Consider the following 20,021-nt stretch of genomic DNA (forward strand, 5'->3'; position numbering starts at 1 on the left):
TCCTTTTATTTGGCTGAGTTTTACTCAGATTAATTTCATTATATTTAATTTCCAGCTACTTTGCAAGTAGCTGGAAATGTAAATCTATCTAAAAAATTATGCTTTTTTGTCAGCGATAACTTTTTCTTGAACATTTTTAGGACATTGTTCATAGTGATGGAATTCCATTGAGTAGTTACCACGACCTTGAGTTCTTGAACGAAGGTCAGTAGCGTAACCAAACATTTCTGAAAGTGGAACATATGCTCTAATTTCTTGAGCACCACTTCTAGCTTCCATACCTTCCATACGACCACGACGTGAGTTAATGTTACCAATAACATCACCCATGTAATCATCTGGAACAGTAACGATAACTTTCATGATTGGTTCAAGAAGTAATCCACCAGCTTTTTTCATAGCATCCTTAACTGCAAGTGAACCTGCAACTTTGAAAGCCATTTCTGATGAATCGACATCATGGTATGATCCATCGTAACAATCAGCTTTAACACCAACTAATTGGTAACCAGCAAGTGGTCCACTTGAAAGCGCTTCTTGAATCCCTTTGTCAACAGCTGGGATGTATTCTCTAGGAATAGAACCACCTGTAACAGAGTTAATGAATTCATAAGTTTTTTCTGAGTTAGGGTCAAGTCTTGAGAAGCGAACTTTACAGTGACCGTATTGTCCACTACCGCCTGATTGACGTACGAATTTAGAATCGATGTCAACATCTTTAGCAAGTGTTTCTCTGTAAGAAACTTGAGGAGCACCAACGTTAGCTTCTACTTTGAATTCACGAAGTAAACGGTCAACGATGATCTCAAGGTGAAGTTCACCCATACCTGCAATGATAGTTTGTCCTGTTTCTGTATCTGTGTAAGTCTTGAATGTTGGATCTTCCTCTGCAAGTTTTGAAAGAGCAATACCCATTTTTTCTTGACCAGCTTTTGTTTTTGGTTCAATAGCAACAGAGATAACTGGCTCTGGGAATACCATTGACTCAAGGATAACTGGGTGATTTTCATCACAAAGTGTATCCCCTGTTGTAGTTCCTTTAAGACCTACAGCAGCTGCGATATCTCCAGCGTATACTTTATCGATATCTTTACGATCGTTAGCATGCATCTGTACGATACGGCTAATACGTTCTTTTTTACCTTTTACTGAGTTGAATACGTATGAACCTGCTTCAAGTGTACCTGAGTAAACACGGAAGAATGCAAGCTTACCTACGAATGGGTCAGTCATGATTTTGAATGCAAGAGCAGCAAATGGTTCTTCATCAGATGAATGTTTCTCCATTTCTTCTCCTGTTTCAGGATCGACCCCTCTAATTGATGGAATATCTGTTGGTGCTGGCATGTATGCCACAACAGCGTCAAGTAATCTTTGAACCCCTTTATTTCTGTATGCTGTACCACAGAATACAGGAATAATTTGAACATTGATTACAGCTTGACGAAGTGCTGCTTGTAACTCATCAAGAGAAATTTCTTCTCCATCGAAATATTTCATCATAAGCTCTTCATCTGTTTCACAGATAGCTTCGATTGCAGCAGCTCTATATTCTTCAGCTTTATCAACCATATCAGCTGGAATCTCTACACAGTCAATGTCTTTTCCAAGATCATCTTTGTAGATATAAGCTTTGTTTTCTAATAAGTCGATGATTCCTACGAAATCATCTTCTGCACCGATTGGTAATTGCATTGGTACAGCATTTGCACCAAGACGTTCTCTCATCATGTTTACAGCATTATAGAAGTCAGCTCCCATAATGTCCATTTTATTAACGAAAGCCATACGTGGTACTTGGTATTTGTCAGCTTGACGCCAAACAGTCTCTGATTGTGGCTCAACGCCACCTTTAGCACAGAATACACCAACAGCAGCATCAAGTACACGTAATGAACGTTCTACTTCTACAGTGAAGTCAACGTGTCCTGGAGTATCGATGATGTTGATACGGTTTTCTTTCCAGAAACAAGTTGTTGCAGCAGATGTGATAGTAATACCACGTTCTTGCTCTTGTTCCATCCAGTCCATAGTAGCTCCACCTTCATGAGTTTCCCCAATCTTGTGATTTCTACCTGTATAGAAAAGAATACGTTCTGTAAGAGTTGTTTTACCTGCATCAATGTGCGCCATGATACCAATATTTCTGGTACGCTCAAGTGGATAATCTCTTCCTGCCAAGGTAATTCCTCCTTAAGGTTAAAAAACCTAGAATCTGTAATGAGCAAATGCTTTGTTTGCTTCTGCCATTTTGTGTGTATCTTCTTTTTTCTTAACTGATCCACCTGTATTGTTAAGTGCATCTAAAATCTCAGCAGCTAATGCTTCGATTGTTGTTCTTTCTCCACGGTTACGTGTGTAAGCTGTTAACCAACGAAGTCCTAATGTTTGGCGTCTTTCTGGACGAACCTCCATTGGTACTTGGTAAGTAGCACCTCCTACACGGCGTGCTTTTACTTCTAAAACTGGCATGATATTCTCTAAAGCTTCTTGGAACACCTCTAAAGCATCTCTACCTGTTTTCTCAGCAATGATGTCGAATGCACCATATACTATTTTTTGTGCAGTTCCTCTTTTACCATCAAGCATAATCTTGTTAATTAATTTAGTAACAAGTTTACTGTTGTATAATGGATCCGCTAATACGTCTCTTTTTGCTATATGTCCTTTACGTGGCACGGTCTTCCCTCCTTAACTAAAATTGTGATAAATCATCGGTACTCGTCCCCAGTAGGGGATCGTGCGTGCCCTAATCTCATCTATATTAAACGCTTAGTAAGCAGTTTATATTCATAAGCGGGCACCAATAAGTGCTAAGCACTCATCTTAAAATTATTTTTTTGCTTGTTTTGGTTTTTTAGCACCGTATTTAGAACGAGCTTGGTTTCTTTTAGCAACCCCAGCTGTATCTAAAGTACCACGTACGATATGGTAACGTGTACCTGGTAAGTCTTTTACTCTACCACCACGGATTAAAACAACACTATGTTCCTGTAAGTTATGTCCTTCACCTGGAATGTAAGCTGTTACTTCGATTCCGTTTGTAAGACGTACTCTGGCAATCTTACGAAGAGCAGAGTTAGGTTTCTTAGGTGTTGCTGTTTTTACTGCTGTACATACACCTCTTTTTTGTGGAGCAGAGATATCTGTAGCGCGTTTTTGTAAAGAGTTAAACCCTTTTTGTAACGCTGGTGCAGTAGATTTTTTCTCGATTGATTTTCTGCCTTTACGTACTAATTGATTAAATGTAGGCATTCTGGCACCTCCTCGCTTAATGAATAATTCCTGCTTATGCAGTATTTACTGTGCAAACTATCACACACTGAACGATTTTAACACTCTCACTTGCAAATGTCAAGGTCGAATTAAAATGGTAAAAAAAGGTCACCTCCTAAATAGGCGACCTTTTTCCATTATTAACCTTCTGTTACTTCGACACCTATCTTACGATATCTGTCCATACCAGTACCAGCAGGAATAAGTTTACCAATAATTACATTCTCTTTTAGACCAATAAGTGGATCCATTTTACCTTTAATAGCTGCTTCTGTAAGAACTCTTGTTGTTTCTTGGAAAGAAGCTGCAGATAAGAAAGATTCTGTCGCAAGAGAAGCTTTTGTGATACCTAGTAGTGTAGTTTTACCTATAGCACCTTCTAGCCCTTCAGAAGCCATTTTATCGTTTACATCCTCAAATTCAAGGATATCCACTAAGCTACCTGGAAGTAAATCTGTATCACCATTTTCTTCAATTTTAACTTTTTTGAGCATTTGACGAACGATAACCTCAACGTGTTTATCGTTGATATCTACCCCTTGAAGACGATATACGCGTTGAACTTCTTGAAGCATGTAATCTTGTACGCCACGTACACCCTTAATTTTAAGGATATCATGTGGGTTAACACTACCTTCTGTCAGCTCATCACCAGCTTCAATATAAGCTCCGTCTAGTACTTTAATACGTGAACCATAAGGAATAAGGTAAGTTTTAGCTTGACCATCTTCATTATCTGTAATTGTTACTTCACGTTTTTTCTTAGTTTCTGTAATTGTTACAACACCTGGGAACTCTGCAATGATTGCAAGCCCTTTTGGTTTACGTGCTTCGAATAACTCTTCGATACGTGGAAGACCTTGAGTGATGTCATCTCCCGCGATACCACCTGTATGGAAAGTACGCATTGTAAGCTGTGTACCTGGCTCACCGATTGACTGAGCAGCGATAATCCCTACAGATTCCCCTACTCTTACTTCGTTACCAGATGCCATGTTTGCACCGTAACATCTTGCACAAACACCAATTTTTGACTTACATGTAAGTGCTGTCCTAATTTTAACTTTTTCAATCCCTAAGTTATCAATATAATCTGCTACGTTTGGACGAATCATTTTGTTAGCAGCTACAATCACTTCACCTGTTTCTGGATGAATAACTGCTTCTGCCGCAAAACGACCTGTAAGTCTTTCACCTAATGGTTCAATAACTTCTGCGCCATCTTTAAATGCTTCAACCCACATACCTGGAATTGTAGCATCTTCATCATGACGACAATCTCTTTCTCTGATGATAACATCTTGAGATACGTCTACAAGACGACGTGTAAGGTATCCTGAGTCAGCTGTACGAAGAGCTGTATCGGCAAGACCTTTACGCGCACCATGGGCAGAGATGAAGTATTCAAGTACAGATAAGCCCTCACGGAAGTTAGCCTTAATTGGAAGCTCGATAATACGACCTGATGGTGAAGCCATCAGACCACGCATACCAGCAAGCTGTTTAATCTGGTTGTTAGAACCACGGGCACCTGAGTGAGCCATCATGTAGATAGGGTTGTATCTACCAAGACCTTCAAGAAGTGCTTTTGTGATTTTATCATTCGCAGAGTTCCATGCTTGAATAACTTTGTTGTAACGTTCTTCATCAGTCATAAGACCACGTTTGAAGAGTTTTGTTACATGATCTACAGCTGCATCTGCTTCAGCTAAATATTCACCTTTTCTCTCTGGAATAACCATATCTGATACAGATACTGTTAAAGATCCACGAGTTGAGAACTTAAAGCCTAAGTCTTTAATGTTATCAAGAAGAATTGCTGTGTCAGTTGCACCATGTGTATTGATACATTTTTTGATGAGTTTTCCTAGTTCTTTTTTACCCACTAAGAAATCAATCTCATATTTAAACTCATTTTCTGGTTTTGTACGGTCTACAAAGCCTAAATCTTGAGGGATTACTTCGTTGTAGATAATACGTCCAACAGTTGTTTCTGTAATGCCTGTTTTCATTTCACCATTGATTTCAATAGTTCTACGAACTTTAATACGTGCATGAAGTGTAATAGCTTGGTTTGTATAAGCTAACATTGCTTCACTTTCGTCTTTAAAGTATTTGCCTTCGCCTTCTTCGCCTTCTTTGTCAAGGGTTAAGTAGTAAGTACCGAGAACCATATCTTGTGAAGGAACAGCTACTGGTCCACCATCAGATGGTTTAAGTAAGTTGTTTGGCGCTAAAAGAAGGAAACGACATTCTGTTTGAGCTTCTACAGAAAGTGGTACGTGGACCGCCATCTGGTCACCATCGAAGTCAGCATTGTAAGCTGTACATACAAGAGGGTGAAGTTTAAGTGCACGACCTTCAACAAGTACAGGTTCAAATGCTTGAATACCTAAACGGTGAAGTGTTGGCGCACGGTTAAGCATAACTGGATGTTCACGGATAACTTCTTCAAGAACATCCCAAACTTCTGGGTGAAGTCTTTCAATCATATGTTTAGCATTTTTAATGTTATGTGCTAAGCCATCAGAAACAAGTTTTTTCATAACGAAAGGTTTGAATAACTCGATTGCCATTTCTTTTGGTAAACCACATTGATAAAGTTTAAGTGATGGTCCTACTACGATAACTGAACGTCCTGAGTAGTCAACACGTTTACCAAGTAAGTTTTGACGGAAACGACCAGCTTTACCTTTAAGCATATCTGATAAAGATTTAAGTGGTCTATTTCCAGGACCTGTAACAGGTCTACCACGTCTACCATTGTCGATAAGTGCATCAACAGCTTCTTGAAGCATACGTTTTTCATTACGTACAATAATGTTTGGTGCTCCAAGGTCAAGAAGACGTTTTAAACGGTTGTTACGGTTAATAACTCTTCTGTAAAGGTCGTTTAAGTCTGATGTTGCAAAACGTCCACCATCAAGTTGAATCATAGGTCTTAAGTCTGGTGGTAATACTGGAACTACATCAAGAATCATCCATCCTGGTTTATTACCAGAAAGTCTAAATGCTTCGATTACTTCTAAGCGTTTAATAATACGGATTCTTTTTTGTCCTGTAGTATCTTTAAGCCCAGCTTTAAGCTCAATGCTTTCTCCTTCAAGATCAATATCTTCAAGTAGTTTTTTAATTGCTTCAGCACCCATTTCTGCTGTAAATGAGCCGTAGCCATATTTTTCTTCAGCTTCTCTGAATTCTTTTTCTGTAAGTACTTCTTTGTATGATAAGCCTGTATCCTTAGCATCCGTAACAATATAGCATGCAAAATAAAGAATTTTTTCTAATAATCTTGGTGAAAGATTAAGAATAAGCCCCATTCTACTTGGAATTCCTTTAAAGTACCAGATGTGAGACACAGGAGCTGCAAGCTCGATGTGTCCCATCCTTTCACGACGTACTTTGGCCTTTGTAACTTCTACACCACAACGGTCACAAATTACACCTTTATATCTGATACGTTTGTATTTACCACAATGACATTCCCAGTCTTTGCTAGGTCCAAATATTTTTTCACAGAATAGCCCGTCTCGTTCAGGTCTTTGTGTACGGTAATTGATTGTTTCTGGTTTTTTTACTTCTCCTCTAGACCACTCACGAATTTTTTCAGGGGAAGCTAATCCAATTCTTATTGCTTCAAATAGGATTGATTGATCCATATTAGTCATGACCTTTACTCCCTTCTTAAGCTTTTATAAATCCAAATCATCTAATGGTTCTTCGAATAAATCATCTACAACTGTATCATCAAAATCAAAATCTAATGTTTCTTCTTCAAGATCTGGTTCTACCTCTAACTCAGTTTCAGTGAGTTCTACATCCTCATCGATAAATTCTGGATTTTGTGGTGCACCTTCGATATTAACAGCTACTATTTCGCCTTCTTCAACAGTTTCTTTGATTTCTAGCTCATCCATATCGCGTGTTAATACTCTAACATCTAGTGCAAGTGATTGAAGTTCTTTAAGAAGAACTTTGAATGACTCAGGAATTCCTGGTTCAGGTATGTTTTCGCCTTTAACAATTGATTCATAAGTTTTAACACGGCCTACAACGTCATCTGACTTAATTGTAAGGATTTCTTGTAATGTGTAAGCAGCACCATAAGCTTCAAGTGCCCAAACTTCCATCTCTCCGAAACGTTGTCCACCGAATTGTGCTTTACCACCAAGAGGTTGTTGTGTAATGGTTGCATATGGTCCTGTTGAACGCGCATGCATTTTATCATCAACTAAATGGTGAAGTTTAAGGTAGTGCATGTATCCTACTGTTACAGGGTTATCAAATGTTTCTCCTGTACGTCCATCACGAAGTTGTACTTTACCTGTGCGGTCAAGCGGAACACCTTCCCACTCACTACGGTGGTCTAAGTTTTCTTCAAGGTAGTTGTATACGCTTGCATCAATACGATCTTTCCATGCAGCTGTAAACTCTTCCCATGTATTGTTAACATAGTCATTTGCCATTACAAGTGTATCCATGATGTCAATTTCGTTTGCACCATCGAATACCGGTGTAGCAATCTTGAAGCCAAGTGCTTTAGCAGCAAGACCTAAATGGACTTCTAATACCTGTCCAATGTTCATACGTGATGGTACGCCCAGTGGGTTAAGAACGATATCAAGTGCTCTACCATTTGGAAGGAATGGCATATCTTCTACTGGAAGAACTCTTGAGATAACCCCTTTGTTACCATGTCGACCCGCCATTTTATCACCAACAGAGATTTTTCTCTTTTGAGCAATATAACAACGAACCATTTTGTTTACACCTGGAGATAATTCATCACCATTTTCACGTGTAAATACTTTAACATCTACGATAATACCAGCTTCACCGTGAGGTACACGAAGAGAAGTATCTCTTACTTCACGTACTTTTTCACCGAAGATTGCACGAAGAAGTCTTTCTTCTGCCGTAAGTTCTGTTTCACCTTTTGGTGTTACACGACCTACTAAAATATCTCCTGAACGCACTTCCGCACCAATACGGATAATACCTCTTTCATCAAGATCTTTAAGTGTATCTTCACCTACGTTTGGAATATCTCTTGTAATTTCTTCTGGACCTACTTTAGTATCACGTGCTTCTACTTCATATTCTTCAATATGAACAGAAGTATAGATATCTTCTTTAATAAGTCTTTCACTTAAAAGGATAGCATCCTCATAGTTGTAACCTTCCCAAGTCATGAATCCAATAAGTGGATTTTGACCAAGTGCAAGTTCACCATGATCTGTTGAAGGACCATCGGCAAGTATATCACCTTTTTTGATCACATCACCTTTATTGATGATAGGTCTTTGGTTAATACATGTACCTTGGTTACTTCTTGAGAATTTAGTTAATTTATAAGATTGTTTTTTACCGTCTTCTGAACGGACAACAATTTCATCTGCTGTTACTTTTTCTGCAATACCATTTTCACGTGCTACTGCAAGTACACCTGAATCTACTGCAGCTTTGTGTTCCATACCAGTACCTACAATAGGGCTGTTTGTACGGATAAGTGGTACAGCCTGACGTTGCATGTTGGCACCCATGAGGGCACGGTTCGCATCATCATTTTCAAGGAAAGGAATCATAGCTGTCGCAACAGATACAATTTGTTTTGGAGAAATATCCATAAGGTCAATTTCCTTATAGTCAAATTCAAGAATTTCTTCGCGACGACGCGCTCTTACTTTTCTACTTATAAATTCTCCATTTTCATTGAGTTCTTCTGTCGCTTGACATACTGTGTAGTTTTCTTCTTCATCAGCTGTAATATAGATAACATCTTCAGTTACACGTGGTGTCCCTGTACTCTTATCGATTACACGGTAAGGCGCCTCAATAAAGCCATATTCGTTAATACGTGCGAATGTAGCAAGTGAGTTGATAAGACCGATGTTTGGACCTTCAGGAGTCTCGATAGGGCACATACGACCGTAGTGAGAATGGTGAACGTCACGTACTTCGAACCCTGCACGTTCTCTTGAGAGACCGCCAGGACCTAATGCTGATAATCTACGTTTGTGTGTAAGTTCAGCAAGAGGGTTGTTTTGATCCATGAACTGTGAAAGCTGTGAACTACCAAAGAATTCTTTAATAGCAGCTGTAACAGGTCTAATATTGATGAATGTTTGAGGACTGATTGCTTCTGAGTCTTGTACTGTCATTCTTTCACGTACTACTCTTTCCATACGAGCAAGGCCGATACGGAATTGATTTTGAAGGAGTTCTCCTACAGCACGGATACGACGGTTACCAAGGTGGTCAATGTCATCTTTATGTCCTAAATCATATTCGAGATGAATATTATAGTTAATAGAAGCAAAAATATCTTCTAATGTAATATGCTTTGGCACAAGCTCATTATGTCTTGCAACAAGTGCAGCTTTAATTTCATCTTCCTCATCAAATTCTTCAATAATACGTACTAATGCTGGATAGTAAACTGAATCTTTAATGCCTACTTCGTTTGCATCAATATTAGGGAAGAAGTGGTTAAGTTCTACTGTTTGGTTAGTAAGTACTTTAACTGGACGATCTACTTCTGTTACCGCAATATAAACATGTGGTGTACCAGTATTTTGGATCTTATCAGCTAAAGCAACTGTGATTTTCTCACCAGCTGTTGCTACTACTTCACCTGTGAACATATCTACAACATCTTCAGCAAGTTTGTGACCTGTCACACGGTTTCTAAGTGCTAATTTTTTGTTGAATTTGTAGCGACCTACTTTTGCAAGGTCATATCTACGAGGATCAAAGAACATATTACCAAGAAGTGTTTGAGCACTTTCCACTGTTGGTGGCTCACCTGGACGAATACGTTTGTATATTTCTAGAAGACCTTCTTCATATGTTTTAGTAGTATCTTTTTCGATTGTTTGAAGAATTTTTGGTTCTTCTCCAAATGTGTCAAGAATTTCAGCATCACTGCCTAAACCTAATGCACGTAATAAAACAGTAACTGGTACTTTACGTGTACGGTCTACTCTAACATAGAAAATATCATTTGAATCTGTTTCATACTCAAGCCATGCACCGCGGTTAGGGATTACTGTAGCTGAGTAAAGTTTTTTACCAATTTTATCGAAATCGATAGCATAGTAAATACCAGGAGAACGAACTAACTGACTGACAATAACACGTTCAGCTCCATTTATAATGAAGGTTCCGTTTTCTGTCATAAGAGGGAAATCTCCCATGAACACATCATTATCAATCGTTTCTCCTGTTTCTTTGTTGTGAAGTCTTGCTTTTACTTTAAGAGCGGAACTGAAGTTAGTATCTTTCTCTTTAGCTTCTTCTACTGTGTATTTAGGTTTGCTGTCTAAAATAAAATCTACAAACTCAAGGCTAAGGTTACCATTGAAATCTGTAATTGGAGAGATATCTTGGAATACTTCTTTAAGCCCTTCTTTAAGGAACCAGTTGTAGGAATCTTTCTGTACCTCAATAAGGTTTGGTATTTCAAAAATCTCATCTGTTGAAGCATAGCTCATACGAATTTGTTTGCCCACATTAATAGGGCGAATCTTAGATTTTTGCATGTGTTCTCTCACCCCTTGCAAAATTTATAAATCATGCAGCAAGCTGCATTATTCCTAGTGAATCTTAAACTGACATAATCTTATTAACTTTTGTAGACTTTTACATCCTTATACATTTAACTTAGATTATGTATTGTAAAGTATTTATGTGTATGCTATAATATTTACAGAAATATTTACATACTGACACATTCTAATATGCTATCAGAAAAAAAAGGGTAAGTCAACTCTTTTTTCTTTTTTTTGGCTAAGCATTTTTAATATAACACTCACGGTGGTTACTTTCAAGGGTAACTGCCTATTTTTATATACATTAAAATAACTGGAAAAAAATAAAAGGCAGCAATTGCTGCCTTTTAGAATAACCGAAATTATTTTAAAGTTACTTTAGCGCCAACTTCTTCTAATTTAGCTTTGATTGCATCAGCTTCATCTTTAGATACGCCTTCTTTAAGAACTTTTGGAGTTCCTTCTGTTACGTCTTTAGCTTCTTTTAAGCCAAGACCTGTGATTTCACGAACCACTTTGATTACTTTGATTTTTTCTGAACCTGTTTCAGTTAATTCAACGTCGAATTCTGTTTTTTCTTCTGCTGCTGCACCTGGTGCTGCTGCTACCATAACGCCTGCTGCTGCTGATACACCGAATTCTTCTTCACAAGCTGTTACTAAATCGTTTAATTCTAAAATTGTTAATTCTTTAATAGCTTCCATAATTTCTTGGATTGATAATTTTGCCATTGTAAGCACCTCCGTAGATTTGATTAATTAGTTAATTAATATTTGAACTCTGTAGTTCTTTTGATTATTCTGCGTCTTTTTCTGCAACTTGTTTAATAACACGTGCAAAGCTCGCCATAGGTGATTGGAAGCTTCCAAGTAAACGACCAAGTAATTCTTCTCTTGGTGCGATATTACCGATTGCTAACATCCCTTGTGCATCATAGTAAGTACCTTCAACTACACCAGCTTTGAATTCTAACTTTTCGTTAGTTTTCGCTACTTTAGCTAATACTCTAGCGCCAGCAGTTGCATCTTCATAACTGATTGCGATAGCAGTTGGTCCTTCAAGATGTTTAGAAATTGCTTCGAACTCTGTTCCTTGAACTGCGAAGTTTACCATAGTGTTTTTGAATACTTTGTACTCAACACCAGCTTCACGAAGTTCTTTACGAAGAGTTGTATCTTGTTCTACTGTAAGACCACGATAGTCTACTAAAAGAATAGAACTAGCTCCTTCTAATTTTGCTTTGATTTGATCAACAACAACTTGTTTTTGTTCAACTTTTGCCATTGTTACACCTCCTAATTCCGGTTATGTCAAAAAAATACCACTTTGCTTTTCCGCAGGCAAAGTGGTGATACATCCGTCCATAGTATGATATAGACCTCGGTAGGTTGTATACGTTATGCCTTACGGCACCTACTGTCTGCGGTACAGTATTCATTTTCAACACTTAAGATAATAACATGTCCATCTTAAGTTGTCAATATTTATTAGCTACCAGTTTCTGTTAATTATTCAGCTTTAGATGGGTTGATTTTTACACCAGGACCCATAGTTGAAGAAACTGAAATACTACGAAGGTATTGACCTTTTGCAGCTGCTGGTTTTGCTTTTATGATAGCACTCATTAATGTGGAGAAGTTTTCTTGTAATTTTTCTTGACCAAATGAAACTTTACCTACTGGAACGTGGATAATGTTTGTTTTGTCAAGACGGTACTCAATTTTACCAGCTTTGATATCATTGATTGCTTTAGTAACATCCATAGTAACTGTACCAGCTTTTGGGTTTGGCATTAAGCCTTTTGGTCCAAGAACACGACCTAAACGACCTACAACACCCATCATGTCTGGTGTAGCAACTACAACATCGAATTCAAACCAACCTTCGTTTTGAATTCTAGGGATTAAATCCTCAGCACCTACAAAATCTGCACCAGCAGCTAAAGCTTCATCAGCTTTTGCCCCTTTAGCAAATACAAGTACTCTATGAGTTTTACCAGTACCGTGTGGTAATACTACCGCACCACGTACTTGTTGATCAGCATGACGGCTGTCAACACCTAATTTGATGTGTGCTTCAACTGTTTCGTCGAATTTCGCACCAGATGCTTTTACTACTAAATCAAAAGCTTCGTTTGTATCGTATAAGTTTGAACGATCTACAAGTTTAGCAGCTTCGATATATTTTTTTCCTCTTTTCATAACGTTACCTCCTTGTGGTATTATCGGGGACTATGCCCTCCCACGTACTATATACGCGCTCAAATTAAAATTTAAATTAGTTTTGAATTAACCTTCAATAACGATTCCCATTGAACGTGCTGTACCAGCAATCATGCTCATAGCAGCTTCAATGCTTGATGCAGTAAGGTCTGGCATTTTAAGTTCTGCAATTTCTCTGATTTGTGCTTCAGTTACTTTTGCAACTTTTGTTTTGTTTGGTACTGCTGAGCCAGATTTAATGTTAGCTGCTTTTTTAAGTAATACAGCTGCTGGTGGAGTTTTTGTAATGAAAGAAAAACTTCTATCAGCATATACAGTAATTACTACTGGGATAATAAGACCAGCATCTTTTGCTGTTCTTTCGTTGAATTCTTTTGTGAAACCAACGATATTAACACCATGTTGACCAAGTGCTGGACCAACTGGTGGTGCAGGAGTTGCCTTACCTGCAGGAATTTGTAATTTGATCATGCCTGTAACTTTTTTAGCCATCTTAGTTACCTCCTAAAGAAAATGTGGTATTCGCGGGGAATTCCCTCCCACTCGCGCGTTGCTTCTAAAGCATTAATACTAAACTTGTTTTTTAGATAAATCTTTCAACTTGTTCAAAACTTACCTCTACTGGGAACTCACGTCCAAATCCATGAACAGATACAATAATTGCACCTTTAGCTTCATGAATTTCCTTTACGATACCTTCTGAATCTTGGAATGCGCCTGCTAAAATCCTAACAGCTTCTCCAATTTCCACGTGTGGTCGTAAAGCACTCACATCAATTCCCATACCTTTGATTTCATCGACAGTTAAAGATACTGGTTTAGAGTCTGGACCTACGAATCCTGTAACACCACGGGTATTACGCACTACATACCAAGTATCATCTGTCATAACCATTTTGATTAGTACATATCCAGGGAAAGTTTTTCTCTGTACAGTTCTTTTAGTTCCGTTCTTTTCTTCAACTTCGTCTTGCATAGGAACTTCAACCACATGGATTAAGTCTTGCATATTACGATTTTTAATAGCTTTCTCAATATTAGCTTTTACTTTGTTTTCATATCCAGAATATGTGTGTACCACATACCATCTTGCCTCATCCATTGTTGTTCCTCCAATTATGCTACTTGACGTAATAGTTGTAGAGCGTAACTAAATACCGCATCCATTCCAAAAATTATAATTGCAACTATAAGCGCAAAAACAATTACGTTTGCAGTCTTAACTATAAGCTCTGATTTATTTGGCCAAACTATTCTTTTACTTTCTGCTATGAAGTCTTTAAAAAATTCAACCATTCTTTCTTCCTCCCTGGTTATACCGATTCATACACTTTTATTTTTTAGTTTCTTTGTGAAGTGTATGTGTTTTGCAGAATTTGCAATACTTTTTAGTTTCCATGCGGTCAGGATGTGCTTTTTTATCCTTTGTCATGGTGTAGTTTCTACGCTTGCAATCTTCACAAGCTAAAGTAATTTGTACTCTCACGATTGACACCTCCACTTGAGTTAAAGCTCTTAAAAATTGCCATAAAAAAAAGACCTATTTAGGTACAACTTAAATATAGCACACTGTGAAAGACACAGTCAAGAGGATTATCCTCGAATTAATTGTTAATTTTTATCATTTATTAGCTTTTTGCATACTTTTAAAAAACCAATGCTGATGTGATTTGTAGTTTATCATGGTTAATGCACTTTGGCAATAGGAAGTTTCATACAGCCTATTACGATGAGCTTAGGGGGGATAGGTGTACTACTCACATCCATAGCTTCTTGACTATAGACACTTGCGCTAACTTCCATAATGCATAACTTGTCGCCCACTGTCTTATGTGCTCACTTATTAAGTAGTTCTCCAAAACAATACCTATCTTGATACGGATTGTTTTAGCAATATCTTTAATACACACAAACTCTTGCTAAATAGAGTAGCAAGAGCTTGTGTCTAGGTGATCTTATTGTTTACTATACTATTTGTATGCTCCACTTACATGTGCTGGATTTTTAGGCAGCTCTATTTTTTCAGTTAAGCGCTTTAAAAGCTCTTGCATAATAAATACATTTTATTGTTTGCAGTATCTTGTGCTACGATTTGTTGGAGTAAGACTTCATGCCTTTCTTCCTTACTATGGGGATTTACTTGATGCAAGACCTCTATGGCTTCTATTTTCTTTTGTTTTCTATCAATAAGCTTTGAAAAGCTTCTAAGTCTTCTTATTTTAGTGTCTTTTCTTGTTCAAAGGAAGAGCTAAAAGTGCTTCTAAAAGTTGTTGTTTCATAACTCCTCCGTTATTTATAAAGTCCACTTACTTAGTTTATCGTCATTTTTTCACAGAGTTCTATATAAACTTAATCCAATGTAAATAAATCTCTTATCTCATCCTCATTCATCTGACCAATTAGTGTATGCCCTTCGGTTAAAACATTATCCGCAAGACCTGTCTTACGTTCTTGAAGTTCTTTAATTTTTTCTTCTATAGTATTTTGAGTAATCAACTTAAAGACCTGTACATTTTTCTCCTGTCCAATACGGTAAGCCCTATCTGTCGCTTGGTTCTCACTCGAAACATTCCACCACGGGTCGTAGTGAATGACAATGTCTGCGCCTGTTAAGTTGAGTCCTGTCCCACCTGCCTTTAAGGAAATAAGGAAGATTGGCGTGGTATCCTCATTAAAGGCTTCTACCATAGCCAGACGATTTTCTGCCTTAGTCTCACCCGTCAATTTATAGTAACGAATGTGGCATGCTTCTAGCCCTTCTTCAATCTTTCCTAGCATAGAAGTAAATTGAGAGAAGAGTAAAATCTTATGCCCTGCGGAGATGCTATCTTCTATAAGCTCCATACATTGTTCAAGCTTACTACTACCTCCACTATAATCCTCTAGGAATAATCCAGGATGACAGCACAACTGTCTAAGTCTGGTAAGCATAGCCAAAATTTTAATGTGACTTTTGCCCATCCCTTTTTCTTTTACTTCCTTATTAAACTCTCTTTGCATCATAGCAAGGTGAGCCTTATAAAGGGTAGCTTGTTCCTCTTCCATCTTATTGTAGATGATTGTCTCAGTTTTGGCTGGCAGCTCCTTCAAGACATCCTTTTTTAATCTACGAATAATGAATGGCGCAACCATACTACGCAAGCGCTCCGTGGCGCGCTCATCCTCAAACTTGACAATCGGTGTCTCAAAGCTCCCTTTAAAACGTAAGTAGTTGTACAAATAGCCTGGCATAACAAAGTCAAATCCACTCCATAACTCTGCTAAAGTATTTTCAATAGGCGTCCCTGTAAGGGCAAAGCGCACTTCACTTTGCACCATCTTAAGTGCTTTCGCATTTTGAGTATTAGGATTTTTGATATAATGGGCCTCATCTGCAATACAAAATCTAAACTTCAAGTCTGTATATAACTCAATGTCTCGCTTCAATGTATCATAAGAAGTCACGATCACATCGTATTTTTCTACTTGTTGAATCTTATCTTGACGACTTTCCCAATCTCCCGTTAAGACAAGCACCTTAAGTTCTGGCGCAAACTTTTCGATTTCTCTTTCCCAGTTCAATACTAAAGAGGTTGGTGCTACAACTAAGCTTGGTTTTTCTCTTATTTCTCGCTCTGAAAGGATGAGCGCAATGACTTGCAGTGTCTTTCCAAGACCCATATCATCAGCAAGTATCCCACCAAATCCATAAGCTGCCATCGTCTTAAGCCATCTGTATCCTACCTTTTGATAACTTCTTAAAATACGTTTCAAAGAAGCAGGCACTTCATAATCCGTATCCTCAACATTTTTAATATCTCGAATGATTTGTTTAAAGTACTTATCGCGTTCCACTTGTATCTCATCATTTTTCTTCAAGATTTGATCTAAATACAGTGCACGGAACTTAGGTAGGGACACCTCCCCTTCCACTAAGTCATTCTGGTCTAGGTCTAGCCCTTCTAAAATAGCAACTAACTGCTCCACATCCTGACCTTCTGCATTAATGAATGCGCCACTTTTAAGACGATAATACTTTTTCTTTTGCTTGTAAGCAAAGATGACAGCTTGAATCTCTTCTGCACTCATATTAATCTCTTGGAAATCTACCTTTAATAAATCACTTTCAATTTTAATTCCAATGGCACCAATGGCTGGCTTTTTAAACTTCATCAGCTTTAAATCTTCTGAAATATGCACTTCTGCTAGTGGCAAGAGGGTTTCAACCCCTTCATTTAAGAAGTTATAAATAGATTCCTCATCATCTAAGTGGATTTGTCCATTACGATTTTTGAAAGGATATTGGGCAAGCAAGTTGCCAAAAGCATGTTCCTTACCGACTTCACGCGCTGTGTCTATATGAGCTTGGTCATGGGAATCATAAGGGTTAAAGGTGGTATGTCCATACTTAAAATTCACCTTACCTACAATATTATTGCTACTATCCTTATCTAAGAATAATTTAATCTCAAGTTTAGGTGGGTCATAGTCCTCCAAAAGCTTAGGATCCATCTCTAGTGCAACTTGACGTTTAATCTTAGGCAAAATAGTCAATACGAAACGTTGCCAGCCCATTTCGTTAAATGCCAACACGCTCGTATGCATATCTTGCATAAAAATTAAAATAGGCATCAAAGCTGCTGCATAGGACTTGGTACACTTATACAACCTGTCCTCCATCATAATGTAGCTACTCTTTGGATATTTAATAATCTGATGAGGCGGTCTTGTAAGCGTCAAGCTAAACTGCTCCTCTTCTTTTTCCACTTTAAAGAAGAGAACAGGATTTTCCTTCACAAAGGTTACCTTTGTATCTAAGCCATCTCCTTCATAAGGAATACTTTGCCCTTCTAGAATATCAAAGAGCTTCTCAAATCCCTGCGTAGTCAGAATCATAAATTTCTTGTCCGCCTTGTGCCCTTTACCTCCGACGGTCACTTGATCCATAATCATCTCTTTGGCAACTACTTCATCCACTAGCCATTCTACAAAAGGTCTATCCTGTTCACGAAAAGCCTCTATATGGTGAAGGAAGGAAAGATTTTTCCCATAGTCTAGCTCCTCTTCATTCACAATGGCAGAAGCGAAGGCTACAACGTCCTTCACCACATACATACGCTCTTCTCCTACTTGCAGGCCAATTCCATAGCGGTCTCCCCACAAATGGATCAGCTTTGGCTGTATACGAATATAGTCCTTTCTTAAAACCTGTACTTGCTTGGTGACTTCATTCTCATAAAAGTCTAACATTTGAGCGCCATAAATCTGCTCAATAGGCTGTACCACTACAGACTTATCCTGCATCCTGACACAAAACTCAATCAGCACTGCTGCTACATGCTCACAGATGTACCAGTTGCCGTATGGCCCGTTACACGTGCACTTATGGGTTATACGCCCTGTATCACTCATTTTGATTAAAACATCAATCCATCTACCCCTATCGTGTACACACCCTTGAACTTCATATCCTTCAGGTGCACGAAAAACTTTCAAATGCTTTACAAAGCCTAAACCATACAAATGCTTTGCATCGTTGAAGATGGTCGCACTTGAACACATATCTTTTATCTCTTCTATGGTAATCATCTTCTGCTCCTTACATCTCGCTTTTGCTCTTTGTCTATCTTTACAGTATACCCTATCTTAAAAGAATATAAAAATATAAAAAAATATATATCCCCTTGCACTCTATTTATCTCAAGTAAACCTTTAGATTAGAAAATGGAATGATACCTCTCTACCACAAGTTATTTTATATTAAACTAAATAAGTTCCAATTTTTTATAGTCATTTTAACCAAAAGTACAACGACTCAACTTTTGTGCAATACTTACAAATTCTTCTTTCTATTTTGTACAAATCTCATGTTCGTAAAGTGAATTTCTAGGGTTTGTAGAAATCCACTTTTGTGATTTACAGAGCCTTTTTTTTGAGATTAACCCTTGTTTTGCCTAGGTTTTACTCTATATTTTTTAGTCATAATGTCAATTGTATCTTGTTCGCCAGAGGTGTATAACTAGATTATCAAGTTTCACAAATATAAAAGTGCAGTGAAAAATACTATTCTAGGTAAGTATCTTCCACTGCACCACTAAGCAGATCAGTCACCCTTCCAGCCCTCTCTCTTCTGTAAGTGGTACTCCTTCTACTTAGGAACCTATACATTGGTGGTGGCAACCACTGTATACGGTTAACTATCTTATTCATTGACAACTTCTTTATCCCTGCGCTACTTGTCTTTGGATAAATCCATGCCACAACAATAAGCTCACTAAAGTCTGTCCGTGGTTTGAAGAGAGAAGGCATCCTCTAGTCGGTTTGTTGTTTATAGCTACTCCAGTTATCATCCTACATCATTTTACATAAATAATATGCGTATCTTCTATCGCTTCAACCTAACTCATCTATGGGAGTGACACTCGGATGAGACCTGGGGGTAATACCTAAGTTTTGCAGTACTTCACTGTTTAGATTCATGTTTTCCCCTATAAAGTTAGTCTAAGCCATCAGGTAAGGCCTACGGTAAGTCCAGCGTGCAAGCTACCCACTCAGACACTTGCAGTGATAAGTCAACGAGACCCCTGTCACCTAAAGAACACTGACTTGGTACGCTACCACAAGGTAAGTCCATACAGTCACACCTTCAGCCAACCACCAACTCAAAGGGGCATACATAACATCTCTACTATGGATGCTGGAACTTTGTCACACCACAAAAACCATCTTAAGTGCAGCCTATGGATTACATAGAGAAGCAATACTGCATTTGAGATGGTTTTTTGTGTCTGAAACAAACAAGGAACCCTTATATAACACAGTGATATGTGTTATATAAGGGTTCCTTGTTACATCATTGCATAATGGGATTTTTTGGTGGTGGATCTGTGCTTATGATACGAATATACTAAAATTAAATTTTATAACAAAAAGTTGTAACGAAATTAAATCTAGATAGTCTTATGTATGAGAGTGAGGTGAACATGTGGAAAAA

General features: G+C 37.9%; 14 protein-coding genes and 1 other annotated feature. All 14 genes read right to left on the reverse strand.

The genetic code is table 11. The features are described from left to right. Positions 1-96 precede the first annotated feature (96 nt). The 14 genes from fusA to RRY75_RS00565 all read right to left on the reverse strand — a co-directional run bounded on the left by fusA (position 97) and on the right by RRY75_RS00565 (position 18,616). Positions 97-2,181: an elongation factor G gene (fusA, locus tag RRY75_RS00500; protein ID WP_332715333.1), complete on the reverse strand. Its 2,085-nt coding sequence runs from the start codon at positions 2,179-2,181 to the stop codon at positions 97-99. A gap of 27 nt (positions 2,182-2,208) precedes the next feature. Beyond that, positions 2,209-2,679 (reverse strand): 30S ribosomal protein S7, encoded by a 471-nt coding sequence (gene rpsG / locus RRY75_RS00505; protein ID WP_332493970.1) that lies wholly within the window; start codon positions 2,677-2,679, stop codon positions 2,209-2,211. A gap of 153 nt (positions 2,680-2,832) precedes the next feature. Then, positions 2,833-3,255 (reverse strand): 30S ribosomal protein S12, encoded by a 423-nt coding sequence (rpsL, locus tag RRY75_RS00510; RefSeq protein WP_332493969.1) that lies wholly within the window; start codon positions 3,253-3,255, stop codon positions 2,833-2,835. A gap of 161 nt (positions 3,256-3,416) precedes the next feature. Continuing rightward, positions 3,417-6,944, reverse strand: coding sequence for a DNA-directed RNA polymerase subunit beta' (rpoC, locus tag RRY75_RS00515; protein ID WP_334309865.1), 3,528 nt, complete (start codon positions 6,942-6,944; stop codon positions 3,417-3,419). 24 nt (positions 6,945-6,968) lie between these two features. Then, positions 6,969-10,817 (reverse strand): DNA-directed RNA polymerase subunit beta, encoded by a 3,849-nt coding sequence (gene rpoB / locus RRY75_RS00520; protein ID WP_332527402.1) that lies wholly within the window; start codon positions 10,815-10,817, stop codon positions 6,969-6,971. Positions 10,818-11,188: 371 nt separating this feature from the next. Continuing rightward, positions 11,189-11,557: a 50S ribosomal protein L7/L12 gene (gene rplL, locus RRY75_RS00525; RefSeq protein ID WP_332493867.1), complete on the reverse strand. Its 369-nt coding sequence runs from the start codon at positions 11,555-11,557 to the stop codon at positions 11,189-11,191. A gap of 64 nt (positions 11,558-11,621) precedes the next feature. Beyond that, the gene (rplJ, locus tag RRY75_RS00530; protein ID WP_332493868.1) at positions 11,622-12,110 is read right to left on the reverse strand and encodes a 50S ribosomal protein L10; all 489 of its coding nucleotides are present in this window, start codon (positions 12,108-12,110) and stop codon (positions 11,622-11,624) included. A 22-nt stretch (positions 12,111-12,132) separates the two neighbouring features. Then, positions 12,133-12,270: a sequence feature (ribosomal protein L10 leader region), on the reverse strand. A 64-nt stretch (positions 12,271-12,334) separates the two neighbouring features. After that, positions 12,335-13,027 (reverse strand): 50S ribosomal protein L1, encoded by a 693-nt coding sequence (gene rplA, locus RRY75_RS00535; RefSeq protein ID WP_332493869.1) that lies wholly within the window; start codon positions 13,025-13,027, stop codon positions 12,335-12,337. Positions 13,028-13,114: 87 nt separating this feature from the next. After that, the gene (gene rplK, locus RRY75_RS00540; RefSeq protein ID WP_332493870.1) at positions 13,115-13,540 is read right to left on the reverse strand and encodes a 50S ribosomal protein L11; all 426 of its coding nucleotides are present in this window, start codon (positions 13,538-13,540) and stop codon (positions 13,115-13,117) included. Positions 13,541-13,631: 91 nt separating this feature from the next. Beyond that, positions 13,632-14,150: a transcription termination/antitermination protein NusG gene (nusG, locus tag RRY75_RS00545; protein ID WP_332493871.1), complete on the reverse strand. Its 519-nt coding sequence runs from the start codon at positions 14,148-14,150 to the stop codon at positions 13,632-13,634. 14 nt (positions 14,151-14,164) lie between these two features. Then, positions 14,165-14,344, reverse strand: a complete 180-nt coding sequence (gene secE, locus RRY75_RS00550) for a preprotein translocase subunit SecE (RefSeq protein WP_332493872.1) — start codon at positions 14,342-14,344, stop codon at positions 14,165-14,167. A 37-nt stretch (positions 14,345-14,381) separates the two neighbouring features. Then, complete coding sequence (gene rpmG / locus RRY75_RS00555; protein WP_053983214.1) at positions 14,382-14,534, reverse strand: 50S ribosomal protein L33; 153 nt, start codon at positions 14,532-14,534, stop codon at positions 14,382-14,384. Positions 14,535-14,734: 200 nt separating this feature from the next. After that, entirely contained in the window at positions 14,735-14,872 is a 138-nt protein-coding gene (locus RRY75_RS00560; RefSeq protein WP_332715342.1) for a hypothetical protein, read from the reverse strand. Positions 14,873-15,397: 525 nt separating this feature from the next. Beyond that, a complete protein-coding gene (locus RRY75_RS00565) occupies positions 15,398-18,616 on the reverse strand; it encodes a DEAD/DEAH box helicase (protein WP_332527403.1) in 3,219 nt (1,072 codons plus the stop codon). Between the last annotated feature and the right edge of the window lie 1,405 nt (positions 18,617-20,021).

Origin of the sequence: Niameybacter sp. (assembly GCF_036655075.1) — a bacterium.
In the GTDB taxonomy this organism is placed as follows: domain Bacteria; phylum Bacillota; class Clostridia; order Lachnospirales; family Cellulosilyticaceae; genus Holtiella.

Excerpts from the sequence above, each read along its gene's own strand:
- RRY75_RS00565 (WP_332527403.1), bottom strand. The coding sequence starts at position 18,616 with ATGATTACCATAGAAGAGATAAAAGATATGTGTTCAAGTGCGACCATC.
- nusG (WP_332493871.1), bottom strand. The coding sequence starts at position 14,150 with ATGGATGAGGCAAGATGGTATGTGGTACACACATATTCTGGATATGAA.
- rplL (WP_332493867.1), bottom strand. The coding sequence starts at position 11,557 with ATGGCAAAATTATCAATCCAAGAAATTATGGAAGCTATTAAAGAATTA.
- rplJ (WP_332493868.1), bottom strand. The coding sequence starts at position 12,110 with ATGGCAAAAGTTGAACAAAAACAAGTTGTTGTTGATCAAATCAAAGCA.
- rpsL (WP_332493969.1), bottom strand. The coding sequence starts at position 3,255 with ATGCCTACATTTAATCAATTAGTACGTAAAGGCAGAAAATCAATCGAG.
- rplK (WP_332493870.1), bottom strand. The coding sequence starts at position 13,540 with ATGGCTAAAAAAGTTACAGGCATGATCAAATTACAAATTCCTGCAGGT.
- rpoC (WP_334309865.1), bottom strand. The coding sequence starts at position 6,944 with ATGACTAATATGGATCAATCAATCCTATTTGAAGCAATAAGAATTGGA.
- rpoB (WP_332527402.1), bottom strand. The coding sequence starts at position 10,817 with ATGCAAAAATCTAAGATTCGCCCTATTAATGTGGGCAAACAAATTCGT.
- secE (WP_332493872.1), bottom strand. The coding sequence starts at position 14,344 with ATGGTTGAATTTTTTAAAGACTTCATAGCAGAAAGTAAAAGAATAGTT.
- rplA (WP_332493869.1), bottom strand. The coding sequence starts at position 13,027 with ATGAAAAGAGGAAAAAAATATATCGAAGCTGCTAAACTTGTAGATCGT.